General features: G+C 54.5%; 18 protein-coding genes. 13 read left to right on the forward strand and 5 right to left on the reverse strand.

The window, feature by feature from the left end; genetic code table 11:
* Positions 1 to 963: 963 nt before the first annotated feature.
* From AC2FGC_RS23725 to AC2FGC_RS23755, 7 genes are all read left to right on the forward strand, one after another.
* Positions 964 to 1740, forward strand: coding sequence for a helix-turn-helix transcriptional regulator (locus AC2FGC_RS23725; protein ID WP_496716024.1), 777 nt, complete (start codon positions 964 to 966; stop codon positions 1738 to 1740).
* Positions 1741 to 1854: 114 nt separating this feature from the next.
* Complete coding sequence (locus AC2FGC_RS23730) at positions 1855 to 2916, forward strand: ABC transporter ATP-binding protein (RefSeq protein WP_170542871.1); 1062 nt, start codon at positions 1855 to 1857, stop codon at positions 2914 to 2916.
* A complete protein-coding gene (locus AC2FGC_RS23735) occupies positions 2916 to 3872 on the forward strand; it encodes an ABC transporter permease (protein WP_170542873.1) in 957 nt (318 codons plus the stop codon). Before AC2FGC_RS23730 ends, AC2FGC_RS23735 begins: the two co-directional genes overlap by 1 nt.
* Complete coding sequence (locus AC2FGC_RS23740; protein ID WP_170542875.1) at positions 3865 to 4695, forward strand: ABC transporter permease; 831 nt, start codon at positions 3865 to 3867, stop codon at positions 4693 to 4695. The genes AC2FGC_RS23735 and AC2FGC_RS23740 overlap by 8 nt, the downstream gene beginning before the upstream one ends.
* A gap of 50 nt (positions 4696 to 4745) precedes the next feature.
* Positions 4746 to 5777: an extracellular solute-binding protein gene (locus AC2FGC_RS23745; RefSeq protein ID WP_170542877.1), complete on the forward strand. Its 1032-nt coding sequence runs from the start codon at positions 4746 to 4748 to the stop codon at positions 5775 to 5777.
* Positions 5778 to 5886: 109 nt separating this feature from the next.
* Positions 5887 to 7107 (forward strand): serine hydrolase domain-containing protein, encoded by a 1221-nt coding sequence (locus AC2FGC_RS23750; RefSeq protein WP_496783623.1) that lies wholly within the window; start codon positions 5887 to 5889, stop codon positions 7105 to 7107.
* Between the two features lie 29 nt (positions 7108 to 7136).
* A complete protein-coding gene (locus AC2FGC_RS23755) occupies positions 7137 to 8807 on the forward strand; it encodes an amidohydrolase (RefSeq protein ID WP_170542881.1) in 1671 nt (556 codons plus the stop codon).
* Positions 8808 to 9181: 374 nt separating this feature from the next.
* Here AC2FGC_RS23755 and AC2FGC_RS23760 read toward each other — a convergent pair whose 3' ends face one another.
* The gene (locus tag AC2FGC_RS23760) at positions 9182 to 10078 is read right to left on the reverse strand and encodes a LysR family transcriptional regulator (protein WP_496783626.1); all 897 of its coding nucleotides are present in this window, start codon (positions 10076 to 10078) and stop codon (positions 9182 to 9184) included.
* Between the two features lie 93 nt (positions 10079 to 10171).
* Here AC2FGC_RS23760 and AC2FGC_RS23765 point away from each other — a divergent pair, with 93 nt between their 5' ends.
* A complete protein-coding gene (locus AC2FGC_RS23765) occupies positions 10172 to 10909 on the forward strand; it encodes an SDR family oxidoreductase (RefSeq protein WP_496778161.1) in 738 nt (245 codons plus the stop codon).
* Positions 10910 to 10933: 24 nt separating this feature from the next.
* On the opposite strand, the gene AC2FGC_RS23770 is transcribed toward AC2FGC_RS23765, so the two are convergent.
* Positions 10934 to 11851 carry an AraC family transcriptional regulator gene (locus AC2FGC_RS23770; protein ID WP_496778158.1) on the reverse strand — a complete coding sequence of 306 codons (918 nt, stop codon included), beginning with the start codon at positions 11849 to 11851 and terminating at the stop codon, positions 10934 to 10936.
* Positions 11852 to 11947: 96 nt separating this feature from the next.
* Between AC2FGC_RS23770 and AC2FGC_RS23775 the strand changes: the two genes are divergently transcribed.
* Positions 11948 to 12697, forward strand: a complete 750-nt coding sequence (locus AC2FGC_RS23775; protein ID WP_282027294.1) for an SDR family oxidoreductase — start codon at positions 11948 to 11950, stop codon at positions 12695 to 12697.
* Positions 12698 to 12769: 72 nt separating this feature from the next.
* On the opposite strand, the gene AC2FGC_RS23780 is transcribed toward AC2FGC_RS23775, so the two are convergent.
* Entirely contained in the window at positions 12770 to 13405 is a 636-nt protein-coding gene (locus AC2FGC_RS23780; protein ID WP_282027293.1) for a TetR/AcrR family transcriptional regulator, read from the reverse strand.
* A gap of 106 nt (positions 13406 to 13511) precedes the next feature.
* Here AC2FGC_RS23780 and AC2FGC_RS23785 point away from each other — a divergent pair, with 106 nt between their 5' ends.
* The 3 genes from AC2FGC_RS23785 to AC2FGC_RS23795 are packed head-to-tail and all read left to right on the forward strand — an operon-like array spanning position 13512 to position 15316.
* Positions 13512 to 13973, forward strand: coding sequence for a DMT family transporter (locus tag AC2FGC_RS23785; protein WP_496778157.1), 462 nt, complete (start codon positions 13512 to 13514; stop codon positions 13971 to 13973).
* 52 nt (positions 13974 to 14025) lie between these two features.
* On the forward strand, positions 14026 to 14487 hold the full coding sequence (locus AC2FGC_RS23790; RefSeq protein ID WP_496778155.1) for a nuclear transport factor 2 family protein: 462 nt from the start codon (positions 14026 to 14028) through the stop codon (positions 14485 to 14487).
* Positions 14480 to 15316, forward strand: coding sequence for an ergot alkaloid biosynthesis protein (locus AC2FGC_RS23795; RefSeq protein WP_496778153.1), 837 nt, complete (start codon positions 14480 to 14482; stop codon positions 15314 to 15316). Before AC2FGC_RS23790 ends, AC2FGC_RS23795 begins: the two co-directional genes overlap by 8 nt.
* A 37-nt stretch (positions 15317 to 15353) precedes the next feature.
* On the opposite strand, the gene AC2FGC_RS23800 is transcribed toward AC2FGC_RS23795, so the two are convergent.
* Positions 15354 to 15560 (reverse strand): ParD-like family protein, encoded by a 207-nt coding sequence (locus AC2FGC_RS23800; RefSeq protein ID WP_496778151.1) that lies wholly within the window; start codon positions 15558 to 15560, stop codon positions 15354 to 15356.
* A 116-nt stretch (positions 15561 to 15676) separates the two neighbouring features.
* On the opposite strand from AC2FGC_RS23800, the gene map reads away from it, so the two are divergent.
* On the forward strand, positions 15677 to 16534 hold the full coding sequence (map, locus tag AC2FGC_RS23805; protein ID WP_496783628.1) for a type I methionyl aminopeptidase: 858 nt from the start codon (positions 15677 to 15679) through the stop codon (positions 16532 to 16534).
* A 332-nt stretch (positions 16535 to 16866) separates the two neighbouring features.
* Here map and AC2FGC_RS23810 read toward each other — a convergent pair.
* Positions 16867 to 17243, reverse strand: a 377-nt coding sequence (locus AC2FGC_RS23810) for a DDE-type integrase/transposase/recombinase (RefSeq protein ID WP_496783630.1), incomplete at its 5' end; no start/stop codon positions are given.

The raw sequence follows: 17243 nt of genomic DNA on the forward strand, positions 1-17243 counted from the left end.
CTTCAACTGGGTAATGCCGTTCGCTACCCAGGCGCTAGCACCACAAAGGTCAATGGTCAAAAGTTTGCAACAGATCCACTTGGAAAGACGCGGATATTTCCACCGCTGCCGCCCACTTTAACAGCCAAGGCGTACCAGACAGCTACGAGCGCGCCGAGGCCGTTGTCGGTGAGCTGCACCAGGTTTCATCCAGCAAGATTGCCGCTGTGGTGCAGGAGATTGCCCATACCCGCGAACAGGCCACCCACGTTCATGAAGATGATGGTCACAGCCTTTAACGACGGAAGACATTATAGATTATTGTTCGCGCTGGTGAATGTGTTGCCGGGAACAGCGAGACCACCGGGTTGGAGTAATGTGGGGTCTGTTCCGATTGGGACGGACTCTTATCGTTGGACATTCCGGGCTTTCGCTGCACCACGTTTGAATAGGCAAGAAGCGGACAATGCTGCCATTGATCGCTGAAAGGTCACCGACAACTCCCGGCCCAAAGCAGTCTTTTGTGCAATTGACAGCGAAAGGCAGCTTCGAACACAAAGTGAGCTTTTGATAGTGGAGCGTTCGTCTCCAGCGACAGGAAAAAGCCTCTCTGGTCGGGTACGCTGGCACAGTCGGCAATCTCGGATTGGATATACTAGGATTTTAGTTCATGGTTCCGTCGAGCATACTGGTTTCAGCCGCAACACGATGCTTTGCGGCGAAAAAGAGTTCTTCAGAACTGGCGTAAGATTGTCAGCGGACGGCTAATCATTAGGTTAAGCCTTTAAAGAGATTTAGTTTAAAGTAATTGTTCTTCCGCTTCTCCAACATTTGAAATCTTGTATCGGAATAGGTTTTGAGCTTTGATTCAGCAAGTCTATGCGAAAAAACGCCTCTCCCGGCTGATAGCTGCGCGAAAAGGTTGCCAAGTTAAATCCGGCTAGCCACATTGGGCAGGAAACGCCCTTTAGCCAGGTGGGATACTTGGGAAAGTCCGAAAAGCCAACTTACGCGGAAGAAGTCGCCGGGGCGATCAGGGCTGTAGGCACATCTAGTTTTATGCCGGAATTGTTGAACCTCATGCGCGAGGCAGCTTCGTTCAAGGGCGCGTTTGTCAGCCTTTTGAACCCGGGAAAAGCGCCCGAACATGTCTATGACAATGTGCGTTCGGAACGTCGCTCGGTTGTTGTCGACCGATGGCTTGATCGCGCCTGGCTGCTGGACCCGTTTGTTGTTCGTTTCATTGGTGAACGCCACGAACCAGTGATGGTACTAAGAGACGTAACACCGGACAGGTTTGCCAATTCCGACTACTTTCGGATCTACTACAAATCCCTGTTTCTGACGGACGAGATCGGGGTGTTTGTAGCAATAGCAAACGGCACCTTGTTTCTCTCTCTCGGTCCTTCCGAGGGAAAAACCCGGTTCACGCGGCGGGATGTCGAACGGTTGACAGACTTGCACCCGATCATATCGGCGCTTTGCGAGCAGCACTTCCATCGCAACCCCTCCTCAGGCCGACTCGACGAGAGCGAGGTCGATTTCGACGGGGTCATCGACAAGGTTTGCAAAGGTTTGACACAGCGGGAGATCGAGGTCGTGCAGTTCCTTTTGCGCGGGCACTCGACGCAGTCCATTGCGCTTTTGCTTGATGTTTCCCCGGCGACGATCAAAGTGCATCGCAAGAACATCTATAGAAAGCTGCGTATATCTTCCCAGTCTGCCCTGTTTTCAATGTTTCTGCATTCGGCGAACGATTAGTCGTACCCCTTTGGGGGTACAAATCACACCGCCCTTTGGAGGTATTCACAGGGTAAGTCTCCCGGCTCTAAGCTGATTCTACAAATCAACAAGTGCGGGTGTCCGGATCAGACCATGATCGACGTAAAGAATGTGACAAAACGCTTTGGCGAAGGTCAGGCGGCCGTGACGGCTCTGGGGGACGTGTCGCTGACCATTCCCGAAGGAAGCTTTTTCACGCTTTTGGGCCCGTCAGGTTGTGGCAAGACGACACTACTGCGGCTGATCGCCGGGTTCGAGCTTCCAAGCGAAGGCGAAATAGCGCTGGACGGTGAGTCGATTGGCCATCTGGCACCCAACAATCGGCCCGTGAACACGGTGTTTCAGAACTACGCCCTGTTTCCGCACATGAGTGTGGCCCGCAATGTCGGGTTTGGCCTTGAGATGCTGAAAAGGCCGAAAGCCGAGATAGACGGCACCATCACCGAGATGCTGGACCTGGTACAGCTGGGCGAGTTTGCAACGCGCCGGGTTGATCAATTGTCAGGCGGGCAGCAGCAGCGCGTGGCTTTGGCGCGCGCACTGGCGCCGCGCCCAAAGGTTCTGCTGCTGGACGAACCCCTTTCTGCTCTAGACCTGAAACTTCGTAAAGGAATGCAGAGCGAGTTGAAGCGACTGCAGCATGAGACAGGCATTACGTTTGTTTTTGTCACGCATGACCAAGGGGAAGCACTGGCGATGTCGGACCGGATCGCTGTGATGTCGGCAGGCTCGGTACGTCAGGTCGGCACACCGGAAGAGATTTACACAGCCCCGAAAAGCAGGTTCGTCGCGGATTTTATCGGGGACACCAACATCGTAAACGCTACTTTGCTTGGCTTTGACGGAGACGTGGCAAAAATCCGGTTGGGCGAAGGCAAACCACTCACGATTCACGCTGCCAGCACCTTGCTCGAACCGGGCCCCGTACATGTCGCTCTGCGCCCCGAAACGATCCGTGTGGTCGAGGAGAGTGCCGAAACAGCGCTCTTGCGTGGCGAGGTCGTGGACAGCACCTATTTCGGGGCTGGGTCGCAAATGCTTGTGCGGCTGGAAGATGGTGTCAGTGTTCACGTCCAGGTTTCCACTCCGCGCCCCGTCGGATCGCGCGTCGGGCTCGAATGTGACACCTCCATGCTGCATGTGCTGGAAGACTGATGGCCGGCGTTGCACATATCCCGCAGCCGGACGCCGCGTCGAGATTGCTTGCGGCGCAGGCCGAGCGCGCGCTTCAAAGACGCAGAACGCGGCTTTTCCTGCTGGCCCCGGCGCTCGGGATTATCGGTATCTTTGGACTGTTCCCGCTCTCTATCGCCCTGGTTTACTCGTTCCTTGAACCCGGGACTTATGGCGGCGTTGAATGGACGTTCTCTTACGACGCCTATGTGCAGTTCCTGTTCGAGCGGGATATTTTTGATGACACGCTGACCTTTAACAGCGCCTATCTTCAGATCTTCGGGCGTTCCTTTGGTCTTGCTATCACCACTATGATTGGAACCCTGATCCTTGGGTTTCCTGTTGCTTACTTCATTGCGGCCCGTCCGCAGGAACAACGCAATTTCTGGCTGTTCGCCATCACTCTGCCGTTTTGGACGAACCTGTTGATCCGTACGTACTCGATGCTTCTGATCGTACGAGACGAGGGTTTTGTGAACCTGACGCTGATGAACATCGGCCTGATCAGCGAGCCGATCGAGATGTTGTACACAGATGGCGCGGTACTGGCCGGGCTGGTCTACAGCTACCTGCCTTTCATGATCCTCCCGATCTATGCCTCGCTGGAGAAGTTCGACTTTTCGCTGCTTGAGGCAGGGCATGATCTCTATGCCACACGCACGCAGGTGTTCCGCCACATCATTATACCGATTACCCGTCCGGGCATTGTCGCGGGCTGCGTTCTAGTGCTGATCCCGGCGCTTGGGGCCTACATCACGCCGGAACTGCTCGGCGGTGGCAAGAAACTGATGATCGGCAACCTGATTGCCCTGCAGTTCGGTTCGGGCCGCAACTGGCCCTTTGGCGCCGCTGCTGCACTGATCCTGATGGCAGTCGTGTTAATCGCGCTTCTTGTCAGCTTGCGGGCAGGTGCTTCGAAGGAGAGTGGACATGGCTAAACTGTCGTCACTCTTCCGGCCGTCGACAGACGCGCGCGAACTACGCCGGCAACCCCTGTTCACCGGCATGTCCTGGCTGGTTCTGTTGTTCCTCTACGCACCGATTGCCGTCCTGATCGTGTTCTCGTTCAACGATAACCGCTCTGTTGTGCGCTGGACCGAGTTCAGCTTGCGCTGGTACGCGGCGGCCTTGGAAAACGATGACATCCGACGGTCGGCAATGATCTCGGTACAGGTTGCTCTCACCGCGACCATGTTTTCCACCATCATTGCCACAATGGCTGCACTGGCGACAACGCGCGGCGATGTGTATCGCGGCCGTTCTGCGGCTATTGCGCTCATAAACCAGCCCCTGATGATCCCCGAGATCGTCACGGCGATTGCGACGCTGGCCTTCTTTTCGATCCTGCGCCAGCTCACGGGTGTTACCGGGATTGGCTGGCTGATCCTCGCCCACACAGTTTTCTGCGTGCCCTTTGCTTACATGCCGATCCGCGCACGTTTGTCAGATTTGTCCGTCACTTACGAAGCCGCCGCCGCCGATTTGTACGCGACGCCCTGGCAGACATTCCGCTATGTGACGCTGCCTCTTTTGATGCCCGGTGTTATGGCGGGGGCGATGCTGGCCTTTGTAGTCTCTCTTGACGACGTCATTATCACGCTTCTGGTGGCCGGACCGGGTGAAACCACCTTGCCCATCTATATTCTGGGCCAAATCCGTCGCGGCGTAACGCCAGAGGTCAACGCCGTTTCGACCATCCTCATCGGAGTGACCATAGTCATGGTCGCCCTGACCTTCTTTCTGCAACGCAAACGAAAATAACAAGAAGCCCGCGCTGCTGCGGGACGCCATCAATCTCAACGGAGGACAAAATGAAATACACTCTTCTCAAAGCCGCAGCCATCTCGGCCCTGGCGCTCAGCGCGGCAGGAGCGCATGCCGAAGGCAAACTGAACATCTATAACTGGGGAAACTACACCAACCCAGAGATGATCGAGAAATTCGAAGCCCAATACGATATTGAGGTCACGCTGGACAGCTATGACAGCAATGAAACCATGCTGGCCAAGGTCAAAGAGGGCAACACCGGCTATGATGTTGTTGTTCCTGGCGACTACATGATCGCGATCATGGTAGGCGAAGGCTTACTGGCCGAGATCAACGCCTCCGAAATGGACAACTTCAAGAACATGGACCCGAACTGGGTTGATGTATACTGGGATCCGGGTCGCAAGTATTCGGTCCCATATCAGTGGGGTACGACCAGCTTTACGGTCGACAGCGCGGTCTACAGCGGTGATATAGACACGCTTGGCCTGATCTTCGATACGCCCGAAGAGCTTAAGGGCCGTATCAACATGCTGAATGACATGAATGATGTGATCAACGCCGGCCTGCGCTACCTAGGCTATCCGCGCTGCAACTCCAATCCCGATCAGATGAAAGAGCTGATGGCACTGCTCGAAAATGCCAAGGGTGACTGGCGCACCATGGATTATGCGGTGATCGAAAAGCTAACATCGAAAGATGTGGACTTGTCGCAAAGCTGGAACGGCGCGGCCATGCGCGCCCGGGCGGATCGCCCGACATTGCAGTACGCCTATCCAAAGGAGGGGTTCACCGGATGGATGGATAACGTCGCGGTTCTTGCCGACGCGCCCAACATGGAAAACGCAAAGCTCTTCGTGAACTTCATGATGGACCCGGAAAACGCTGCAATGACCTCGAACTTTGCGCGTTATGCCAACGGGATCAAAGGTTCCGAGGCATTCATGGATGCCGAGATGCTCGACGCGCCTGAAATCGTGATGCCTGCAGGGGCGCCGGTACCCGACTTTGTGAAGCCTTGCGACCAAGACGTTGTGGACCTGTACAACAAGGTTTGGACCCGCCTTAAGCAATAAATTTAAAAGTCACCTGTGGTCGGCCTATCTCTGGTCGGGCCGACCCCTTCCAAAGCTTTTTTAACCTGACTGCGCCCCCTGTTAGGGTCGCCTTGCGGGAGCATGGAAAATGCAAAACAGCAAATCCGGCACGAGGCCCAAAACAGCGCGTGAGATCGGCATCATGCAGGGTTTCCCGCCCCCGCCTGAGAAACGCCCGTCTCTCGAGAACTGGGACCTCGCCCCGTTCAACCGCTGGACCTTCCAGAACATGCGTAGTCTGTTTCCCACGGTCGATGTTCGTCCGGGCCCGAATGCCCGAGAACTGATACAGGCGCCCCGTGACCTGCTGGATACGGAGTTTCAGACCTTTGACGACCGCCAACTATCGGTCGGGAACTGGCTGACTGAGAGCTACACGGATGGCTTCCTAGTGTCGAAAGGCATCCGGCTTTTAACCGAGATATATGCCAACGACTTTACTCCGGACACCGCACATTTGGGGCAATCTGTCTCCAAATCCCTGATCGGCTCTCTGGCCGGTGTGCTTCACGGTGAAGGCAAGCTGGACCTCTCGGAGCCGCTTGACAATATCGTACCGGAACTTGCTGGGACCGGCTATGCCGGATGCACTGTGGATCAGGCGCTCGATATGCAATCCGGCGTGCGCTTTACCGAGGATTATGGCTTTCCGGATAGTGACATGACACGCGTTGATGTGGCGTCGGGCTGGCGCCCGGTTCGCAAGGGAGAAATCAAACCTACCATTCGGGATGTTATTCTAACTTTGCCCCGGGAAAGACCCCATGGGCAGGCTTTTTCTTACCGCTCGATTGAGACGGATGTCATCGCCTGGGCCTTGGAACGTGTGAGCGGCGAAGACCTTGCTTCGCTCTTGTCCAACCGGATCTGGCAAAAGATTGGCTGCGTGCATACGGGCTTTTTCACCGTAGACGACGCCAAGACAGCACTCGCTGACGGCGGGTTCAACGCAACTCTTCGGGACTATGCCCGCTTTGGCCGCATGATGGCTGATGGTGGCAAGGTCGGTGACCGACAAGTAGTGCCGGAAAGCTGGGTTTCGGGGATTTGTTCGGGAGCGGACCCTTCAAAGCACGGTGACCCGTATGACGTGCTGTCCCCTCAAGGGGCATACCGAAGGTTCTGGTGGGTTCACGACCCGAGGCGCGGCGTGTTCATGGCGCGCGGAGTTTTTGGTCAACTGATCTTCATTGACCTGACCGCGGACGTGGTTATCGTCAAGCTTTCCAGCTGGCCCGACTATCTGATCCAGTCCTTTAGCCACGATGCCGTGCGTGCCTGCGAGGCAATCATTCGCGCGCTTGAGTAGTTCAAACCATCACAGACACAAGAGGCCGCATGTCGCCAACACCTGATCTGATCATCCTCAACGGTTCTCTCCTGACCTTTGACGACTCCACGCCGAAGGCTTCGGCCCTGGCAATTCAGGGCGGCATAATTGTGGCTGTTGGAAACACCGACGACATCCGTACTCTGGCTGGGAATGGAACCAAAATCATCGACGCTGCGGGCGGCACCGTCATGCCTGGCTTTATTGATAGCCATGTCCACCTTTTCGGTGGAGCGGCCGAGTTGGGCATGTTGGACCTGCGCAAAACGACGGGCGCGGATGCTCTGACAAACGCATTGCGAGCCTTTGCGGCCGAGCACCCCGACGAACCTTTGCTTATGGGGGTCGCCGCCAACTACGAAATTCTTGGCCCCGGCGTCACAACGACACGGCAAGATCTGGATCGCATCCTGTCCGAGCGCCCGGTTGCGTTAATGTCGGCCGACCACCACACCGTCTGGGCAAACACAATTGCCTTGGAAAAGGCGGGCATTCTTTACGGCGGCGTCGTTCCCCCCGGTTCGGAAATCGTGATGGCTGGGGATGGTACCGCACAAGGTCAACTGAACGAAACCGGTGCTTTTGGCTCTGTCCTGCGCCTGTCGCAACTGGGAGGGCGCGATCTTCTGGGGTATGTTACAGGAGCGGACCCCGTGCCACCCGCAACACCAGAGGAACGCGCCTTTGACAAGGAAGTCATACTGCGTGGCCTGAAGCACTGCGCATCCCACGGGATCACGGGGTTGCACAATATGGACGGCAACTTCTACCAACTTGAGCTGCTGAGTGAACTTGAGGCCGAGGGGCGCCTTCCGATCCGTGTTCAGGTGCCCATGCACCTCAAGAACACCGACCCCCTGGATCGGTTGGAAGAGGCCGATGAAATGCGCCGTCGCTTTGCGTCGGATATGGTTTGGTCAGGGCGCGTAAAGATGTTCATGGATGGCGTGCTGGACAGCTACACAGCACTGATGCTCGCGCCGTATCCGGGCAAGCCGGAAAGCCTCGGCGATGCTGTATTCAGTGCCGAACACTTTAACGAAGCCTGCATTCGTGCTGATGCAATGGGGTTGCAACTCAGCACGCACGCAATTGGCGACGGTGCCGTTCGGCGCACGCTGGACGGTTACGAGGCAGCGCGCAGTGCCAACGGCGCACGGGATTCCAGACACCGGATCGAGCATATCGAGGTGATAGACCCCTTGGATCTGCCCCGTCTGGCAGCCCTCGACGTCGTTGCCTCTCTTCAACCATTGCATTCACCCGCAGGAGGATTGTTTTCTCCCTATTCGGCTGGAGACATTCTGACAACCGAGCAAATCCCTTTTGCGTTCGCGTGGAACAAAATACGCGAGAGTGGCGCCAAGATTTGTTTCTCGACGGATTGGCCAGTCGTTCCCGTCGACACAATGATGACGATTGCCGGAGCGGTAAGCTGCAATGAGCTGCCATCGCCCTGGCAGGACAACCGTCAAAGCCTTATGGCCACGCTTTCCGCTTATTCGCGTGACAATGCGTGGCTGGAGTTCAACGAGGATCAAAAGGGTCGTCTGAAGTCGGGATATCTGGCCGACATTGCCATTCTCGAACAGGACCTGTTTTCGATTGAGGAAAACCAATTAGCAAATGCGCGCATCGCTGTGACCGTTTGTGGAGGCGCCGTTTCGCATACAGCTTGAAATGCTTAGCATCGATTATATCAGTGCTTAGAGAACTTCTTTTAGGCCGCGACGATTGTTGGCATTGCGCAGCAAAGCAGACCTTGGCCTCGGGCGCAGCGAATGACCACTTCCCGCCCATTGCGGAGGATGCTGCGCCAAGAGGCAAAGTTCAGTTTGGGCTCGAGGCAGTCATCTGAGTCTTTCAGTCAGATGACGGCTTAGGAACGGATAGCGGTCATTGTTGGTGGTCATTCCGAGAATTTTCGCCTGATGGTCTGCATTGAACGGCAGCGGACGTTCGCTGAAATCTACTAAAAGTCTGGTTTGCGGACTTTCCTGCCTTTCGCTGCGCCTGCGCGAGTGGCTGCTTTTCGATTTGGCTTAGTTATTATTTAAAATATTGCTTCGTCGAATATGCTCACAACCCAATCTAAAAAAACACGAACGCGCGGTGAGAGTTGTCGGTTTTGCGGATAATAGGCTGCCAAAGAGATTGGCGGTGGCGGTGCCTTTGGCAGGACTTCTACAAGCCGTCCTGATTTAAGGTCTTCGGAAAACCGGTACATCGGTGCTTGCGCAAGGCCAAAACCATCTAGGGCCAATTGATGGACAGTATCTGCGTCATTGGCAATCACCGTTGCTGGCAATATGACCGTTTCAAGCTGCTTGCCCGTCCTGAACTCTAACGGCATTGTAGTGCCTGTTCGCGATGACAGAAAGCCAACCATTTTATGTCCTTCGAGATCTGCAACAGACTTTGGTACGCCGAATGCTGCAAGGTATTCGGGGCTGGCGCAGGTGACTTCGTCCATACTGCCAAGGCGTCGTGAGATCATGCTGCTGTCTTCTGGGTCTCCTGCACGGATGACGCAATCAACGCCTTCGCGTACCAGATTTACCAGCCGTTCTGTCTGTCCAAGCTGCAACGTGAGCTTTGGGTATTTCGTTAGAAATTCAGGTAAGTGCGGTAGTAAAAATTTCCGTGTCAAAGTGCCGGGCGCGTCAATGCGCAAAAGGCCGGATGGTTCATGCCCGCGCAAAGCCCCTTCAGCTTCTTCCAGATCAGCCAGAATTGACACACATCTTTGGTAGAAGGCGTCCCCATCTGGAGTTGGCGCGATGTGGCGGGTTGTGCGTTCAAGCAATCGGCTCCCCAGATCGCGCTCAAGTCGCTGGATTGCTTCACTGGCGGTTGATCTAGGAATGTTCAAATCAGCAGCGGCCTTCGTGAAGCTGCCGCGTTCCAGAATTCTGACGAAGAGTTTCAGGGTCTCAAGTCGATCAATCATTGTTCGCTATTTCCGAATTTTAATTCCAACTTTCTGGGAATTATCTGTACATTATGCCTGCCTATCTCCTCTGACAACACAAAGGAGCTTAACATGACACAACCATCCAAAACCGCAATTATCACTGGTGCCAGTAAGGGGATTGGTGCAGCCATCGCTCAACGCCTTGCGCAAGACGGCCACGCAATCGTTGTAAATTACTCAAGCGATAAAGCTGGTGCCAATCAGACCGTCGAAATGATCAGCAAAGGTGGCGGTCAAGCAATCGCGGTCCACAGCGATGTTGCTGCACCGTCTGGTATGAAACAGCTATTTGATACTGCCGAGCGGGAATTCGGCCCAGTCAGTACATTGGTCAACAACGCCGGAATCATGCGCCTAGGGCCACTTGGCACTTCATCCGATTCTGACTTTGACACACAAATCGCCATCAACATCGGCGGTGTGTTTCGCGGAATGCGAGAGGCGGCCAATCGCTTGGAAGACGGCGGTAGTATTGTCAGCATGTCGTCCAGCGTTGTTGGACTTTATCAGCCATCTTACGGCATTTACGCCGCGACCAAAGCGGCTGTAGAGGCCATGACACACGTACTCGCCAAAGAGCTTGGCCCACGCGGCATCACGGTGAATGCTGTGGCACCCGGGCCCGTCGAAACCGAATTCTTCTTGACGGGCAAACCAGACGGGGTGGTCGCAGCCATAAAGAAAATGAACCCATTTGGGCGACTTGGAACGCCAGAAGACATTGCTGCCACTGTTGCTTTTCTGGCTGGTCCAGATGGCCGCTGGATCAATGGGCAAACGCTCCGTGCCAACGGCGGCGTCATATAGCACACCATTCCTGTATTTGGGGCCTCAAAACGAGGCCCCATCCAACACGATTTCTTTTGCAAAACGTGCTGGCGGAAGGCCAATGTAGCGGGAAAATGCAGTGCTGAAGGCACTTGATGATCCGTATCCTATTTTGGTCGCGATCTCAGAGATACTGTGCCCGCCAGTGCGCAGCATGTGTTTTGCCAACGTCATGCGCCAATTCATCAAATACTCCATTGGAGGGCGTCCCATAATCAAGTCGAACCGTGTAAAGAATGCAGAGCGTGACAGCCCAGCTTCTTTTGCAAGTTCAGGAACTGTCCAATTGTGCGCAGGTGCGGCGTGCATTGCCCGCAAGGCGGGGCCAATGCGCAAATCGGCAAGGCCGCGCAACAGACCAGCCGTTGCGTTGGGGTCAGTGCCACATCGAAAAGCCTCGATTAACAACACTTGCAACAAGTGTTCGACAATCACATCCCGCGCCGGACGGTTCGCGCGTGCTTCATCACGCACTAGCCCGCTCAAAGCCTCCAGCCGCCCCTCGCCACGCACGACAACCAAATCTGGTAAAAGCGAGACCAACAAGTCGGCATCTGGGCTGGCAAAGGTGCAGTGGCCTATGAGTTGTTGCACCTCTGGCGGGGCGTCCGGTGGCCCAATTCTGAAAATACCGTCTTCGCCCTCGACGGGATGATTGAGCTGATCGTCAGGTGGTGGCGGATTAATGCTAGAAAACGTGAATGATTTGACGGCAGGGATCAGTACAAAGTCCCCAGCGGCCAGTTCAATGGGTTCTTTCTCGGCAATCTCCAGACAGGTACGACCGAACAGAACCGAGGCATAAAACGCCTCGTTCACGTCGTCGCGGCGCACTCGAAATGGGCCCGACGCATGGGACAGTTTCGAATATGCCGCCTGCGGATGCAGCAGGGAGATGATTTCAGAGAATGGATCAGTCAATTCTGGACTTTCGATAAGTATCTTTGGATTATGAATTATAGATCATCCAGCATCGACCGTCTACCTTGGACCCATCACCAAAAAGGAGACACCGCTATGAATACCGTACTGATTACAGGATGTTCGTCAGGCTTTGGCTTGGATACCGCCCGCTACTTCCTTGAAATGGGCTGGTCAGTTGTCGCGACCATGCGAACACCAGATGAAACGCTATTGCCTGCGTCCGAGCGCTTACGTGTTTTGCCCTTGAACATCTCAGATCGCAAAAGTATCGCCAATGCTGTCGAGGCTGCTGGCCCCATAGACGCATTAATCAACAATGCTGGTGTTGGCTGGTTGTCCCCATTTGAAGGCACATCTGAAGAAAATCTTCGACGCATTTTCGATACCAATACATTTGGCACATTGGAAATGACCCGCGCCGTGTTGCCCCAGATGCGCGCAAAGGGCGCTGGTGTGATCGTAAACGTGTCTTCCAGCGTGACGCTCAAACCCCTGCCGCTGGCTTCTGTCTACACCGCAAGCAAAGCAGCGGTGAATGCGTTCACCGAATGCCTCGCGCTGGAACTCAAACCCATGGGAATTCGGACGCATATCGTTTTGCCCGGCCAAGCTCCGACAACGAACTTTGGCTCAAACGCTATGGCTTTGATGGCAGAAAGAAACGACACGCCCGAGGACTATCAATCCTATGTCGGGCAAGTCATGGGTGCTTTCCGCGATGCTGATGGCAAAGAGTTCACCTACTCCGAAGATGTTGTGCAGGCAATTTGGAACGCTGTCACTGATCCCGATAGCCCATTGCGCATTCCAGCGGGCAAGGACTCTGTCGCTTTGGCTGCGTAAAACAGCAAGTCTTTCACAAAGGACGGGTTGGAGGGTTCGCCCCCCCCAACCCTTAGACGGAACGCACCGGCGTCAGGCCGATGCGTTTTCTTGTTCGGCAAACGCTCTGACAATGTTTGAGAACCTATTGATATCCTCGGAAGTTGCGGTTCGACGCTGCACGATGACACGCCAATACAGCGGGGCGATGAGCATATCCAATATCAATCCACGATCTGTTGCTTCTGGAAGCTCTTCGCGGGCTATTGCTCTGTCGATCATCACATTCGCCTGAGTGCGACGGTCAAGCGTGACCCGCTCCAACAAGTCATTCAACTCGTCAGAACGCGCGTTTTCAGCATGTAGGTCCGGCAGAATCCGTCTCACAAGTGGGTGACGTAGAGTGACCGCAAGCTTTCGTATCAATGCTGTGACGTCGCCTGCAAATGAACCTGTGTCTGGTATGGGGGTGATGCTGGTCGCTGTCGCGGCAACTGCTTCGGTCACAAGTTCAAACTTGGATTTACTGCGCCGATATAGTGCGGCTTTTCCAACGCCTGCGCGGGCAGCAATGTTCTTCATATGTAATGCAGAATATCCTGTTTCCGCCCATTCCTCAAACAAAGCTCGATAGATTGCAGTCGTAACAGAGTCCTGTAGCACAGCAGCGCCAGCCGGTTTCCGGCGTGTCTTTTTCTCCACCTCAACGTCGGAACCCTTGCGTTCCATCGTTACTTCTCCCATATAGGTCGGAACAGTAGTGTTCCATCGCACTTTGACGCAATCAACTCGACGCCGCAACCCTATCGATAACTTTTTCCGAAAGGCAGCAACAATGGACCTGAAAGTCGCCCTGTTCTGGCTCGCGCCACTATGCTGTGGCGCTTTGATTCCGATCCATGCTGGGATGAATGCAGAGCTTAGCCGAGCGACAGGCCACCCATTATGGGCAACACTACTTTCGTTTGGGGTGTCCTTTGTCTGCCTCATGATCGGGCTGGCATGGTTGCGCCCAACGCCGCCGACCGGAGCATCACTGCTTTTAGTTCCCCCGTGGGCTTGGATCGGCGGTGTGGTTGGCGTCGTTTATGTCATGGCGACTATGCTTCTGATCCCGCGTTTTGGGGCCGCAGCCTTCATCGCGGCAGTTGTTGCAGGGCAGATGACGATGGCGCTGTTCTTAGATCAAAACGGCCTGCTTGGTTACGCCGAACGTCCGGCTGACATGTACCGCGTCGCCGGGGCCCTACTGTCAATTGTCGGAGTGATTATCATGCAGTTCGGAAGCGAGGGCTGATCCACTTTCACACTCCATCCAACTCAAGAAGCTATGATAGAAAGGAAAAAACATGACTGACACAAATGTAATCCCAAGCTTTGGCGCGATGCTGCGTCTCGCACTTGGCGACGTGATCACTGCGGAGGCGGGTGAAGAATTTTTCGAAATGTGCGCCGAAGATATCCTGTTCGAAATGCCATTCGCGCCCAAAGATGCCGTTCGCGAGTTGCGTGGACTCGAAGCGTTACTCGCCTACCTGCCAAAAGCAGGTGAGTTGATCGCTTTTGAATCCATGAGCCTGGTCAACACCCATAAATCAACAGATGGCGAAACTTTCACTCTGGAGTTCACCTGTAAGGCCGCGAACGCCGAAACAGGCGCGCGATATGACCAGGATTTTATCTCGGTTGTTAGAGTCGAGAATGGCAGCATCATCCACTATCGCGACTACTGGAACCCGCTGATCTTGCTGAGCGCGGTTGGCAGCGCGGAGAAATTGAAGTCCCATTTCGAGGAGTTTCACAATGTCTAAGTCTATTCTTGTCACCGGCGGAACCGGCAAAACGGGCCGTCGCACCGTCGAACGGCTACGTGCCAAGGGATTTGCGCCCCGTATCGGAACACGTAGCCCTAAGGAAGCAGATGCCGTGCGGTTCGATTGGTCCGACGCATCAAGTTTTGGTGACGCATTCGAAAATGTAAGTGCCGTCTATTTGGTCGCACCGACCGATACAGTGGATTCCTTGGGTGCAATGCAGCCCGGTCTCGAAGCTGCGCTCACGGCAGGCGTCACGCGCTTTGTACTGCTCAGCGGGTCTTCGCTTGAAGAAGGCGGACCGATGATGGGCGCAGTTCATGCTTGGCTAAGGAGCAACGCACCCGAATGGGTTGTGCTGAGACCCGCATGGTTCATGCAGAACTTTTCTGAACTGCATCATCGTGATCCGATCCGCGATCAATCTTCGATTTACACCGCCACGGGTTCGGGACGCATCGGGTTTATTGATGCAGATGACATTGCCGCCACAGCTGCATCGGTGCTGGTCGCGCCATCTGTAGAAAACACCGATTACATCCTGACTGGCCCGGAAGCGATTTCCTATGATGTGGTCGCAGCGACGCTAAGCGAACAATTGAGCCGTCCTGTTGTACACAAAAAACTAACTGTCGATGAACTTGCAGAGCGGCATGAAAACATGGGCCTTCCGGCGGAGTACGCGTCCACGCTGGCCGCTATGGATGCTGCAATCGCGGGCGGTTCCGAAGATCGTGTCACTGACCACGTTTTGGAACTATCAGGCAAAAAACCGACATCTATTGCTGAGTTCGTGAAACGTAATCTTGCTGCTTGGAAAAGCTAATTGAGTCCCACCTGCACGGTTAATGCTGTGCAGGTGCTTAAGCGGCTTCAATCTCAGGCGACTGCACATCGGCATCCTTCATTTGCCTTGCCATTATTTCACTGAATGAAAGTGACGGATTGGTTTCGGCCAACATCCCGACTTTCATCCAGAACTCGGCTTGAGCATTGATAGACCGACACATCACCGTGCTTGCCCGTCTGATATCTTCGTGCAGTGCATCGCCAATTTTCACAATTCCCATGGACGTCTCCTCTTTAAGATTGATATATGAAACGTATATGATTCGTATACCGTCGGTTTCTTTAAGCTGTACCTTTGGCTCATGGGGCGTCAACCGAAACTTCTAGGAAAAGATGAATGAAGGATTGCTACATAAGTGTTCCGGTCGCTCCCGCAATTGGCAAGGCCAGCAGAACCGAAGCGATCAAGCTCTATGGCTCCGACGCGTTTGAGGGTATGCGGCGGGCGGGTCAGCTGACCGCGAAATGTCTCGACGGCGTTGCAGCCATTGTCAAAACGAACGCGCAACTCTCCGAGATTAACACCTTCGTTCTCGACTTTGCGGCCACCCACAATGCGACCCCTGCGACTCTGGGGTACAAAGGGTACAAATACGCCTGCTGCACATCGGTCAATCATGTTGTTTGCCACGGATTTCCGAGCGAGAAGAAACTACGCGACGGCGACATCGTGAACGTCGATGTCACGCTCATCCTCGACGGCTGGTATGGCGATACCAGTCGAATGTATGCGGTGGGGCAACCCAAGCGGGCGGCAAAGCGTCTTGTCAGTGTTGCTCATGAAGCGATGATGCGCGGAATTGAAGCGGTTCACCCTGGCGCAACTTTGGGTGACATTGGATTTGCAATCCAGTCCTATGCACAATCCGAGCGATGTTCAGTTGTCCGTGATTTTTGTGGCCACGGTATCGGGCGCGTTTTCCATGACTCCCCCAACATCCTAAACTTTGGTCGCCCCGGCGAAGGTTTGGAGTTGCGCGAAGGGATGATATTCACGGTCGAACCCATGATTAACTTAGGGCGCCCCGAAGTAAAAATGTTATCTGATGACTGGACGGCAGTGACGAGAGACCGCTTACTGTCGGCGCAGTTTGAGCATTCGTTGGGGGTGACAGCCGATGGATGCGAAGTGTTCACAACTTCACCTGCGGGGCTGAACGCACCGGGCTTCGAAATTGTGGGCAAGACTGCATAGCTGCCATTCGTTCGGCGCGCAGCATCGATCAATTTGGGCTCGAAGCGGCCATTTGCTGCTAGTTGCTCGTACGACCGCATTGCGGACAAAGCCGTCATCGGGACTAAACTGCCCATTGGCTGTTTTGCAAACCAAAGCGGACAATTCGGTTCAGGAAAATAACTTTCGCGCAATCGATCAATCAATTGGAATAGATAACAAAAGTGACGCGCTAGGTTTCAAAAGCGCTTTCTGCGCCGACTTGGTTAATCAATCGCGTTTCCAGAAGCTGTCCGTGTGGTTCTGTCGCAAACTTTTTAGATGGCAAAGCATCAGTGGATTTGGCGAGCAGTTTATCCCGCCATTTGGATGAACTGCTGAAACGGACGGAGTCCGGGCGTGAATTGACCTTTGCGGATCATGTTGACCAGTTCTATGCCTGCCAGGACAGATGCGGCTGAAGCGAAGGATTTGAACCCCAGCATGGGTCTGATCCTTCGTTTGATAAATCGGTGATCCTGTTCAATGATGTTATTGAGGTATTTGCGCCTGACCATCTCGATCGGGATTGGACAACCAAAGCTCTTGAGCATTTTGTTGATCGCCTTGATGCCAGCTGTATTGGCACCACTTTTGTCGATGACGATCTTGCGCGGTAGACCGTTCACCTCAAGCGCGCGGGCGAAGAACTTCGTCGCAGCGGCTTTATTCCGGCGCTCGGACAACATGA

This window comes from Ruegeria sp. CDSC054 (assembly GCF_059610645.1).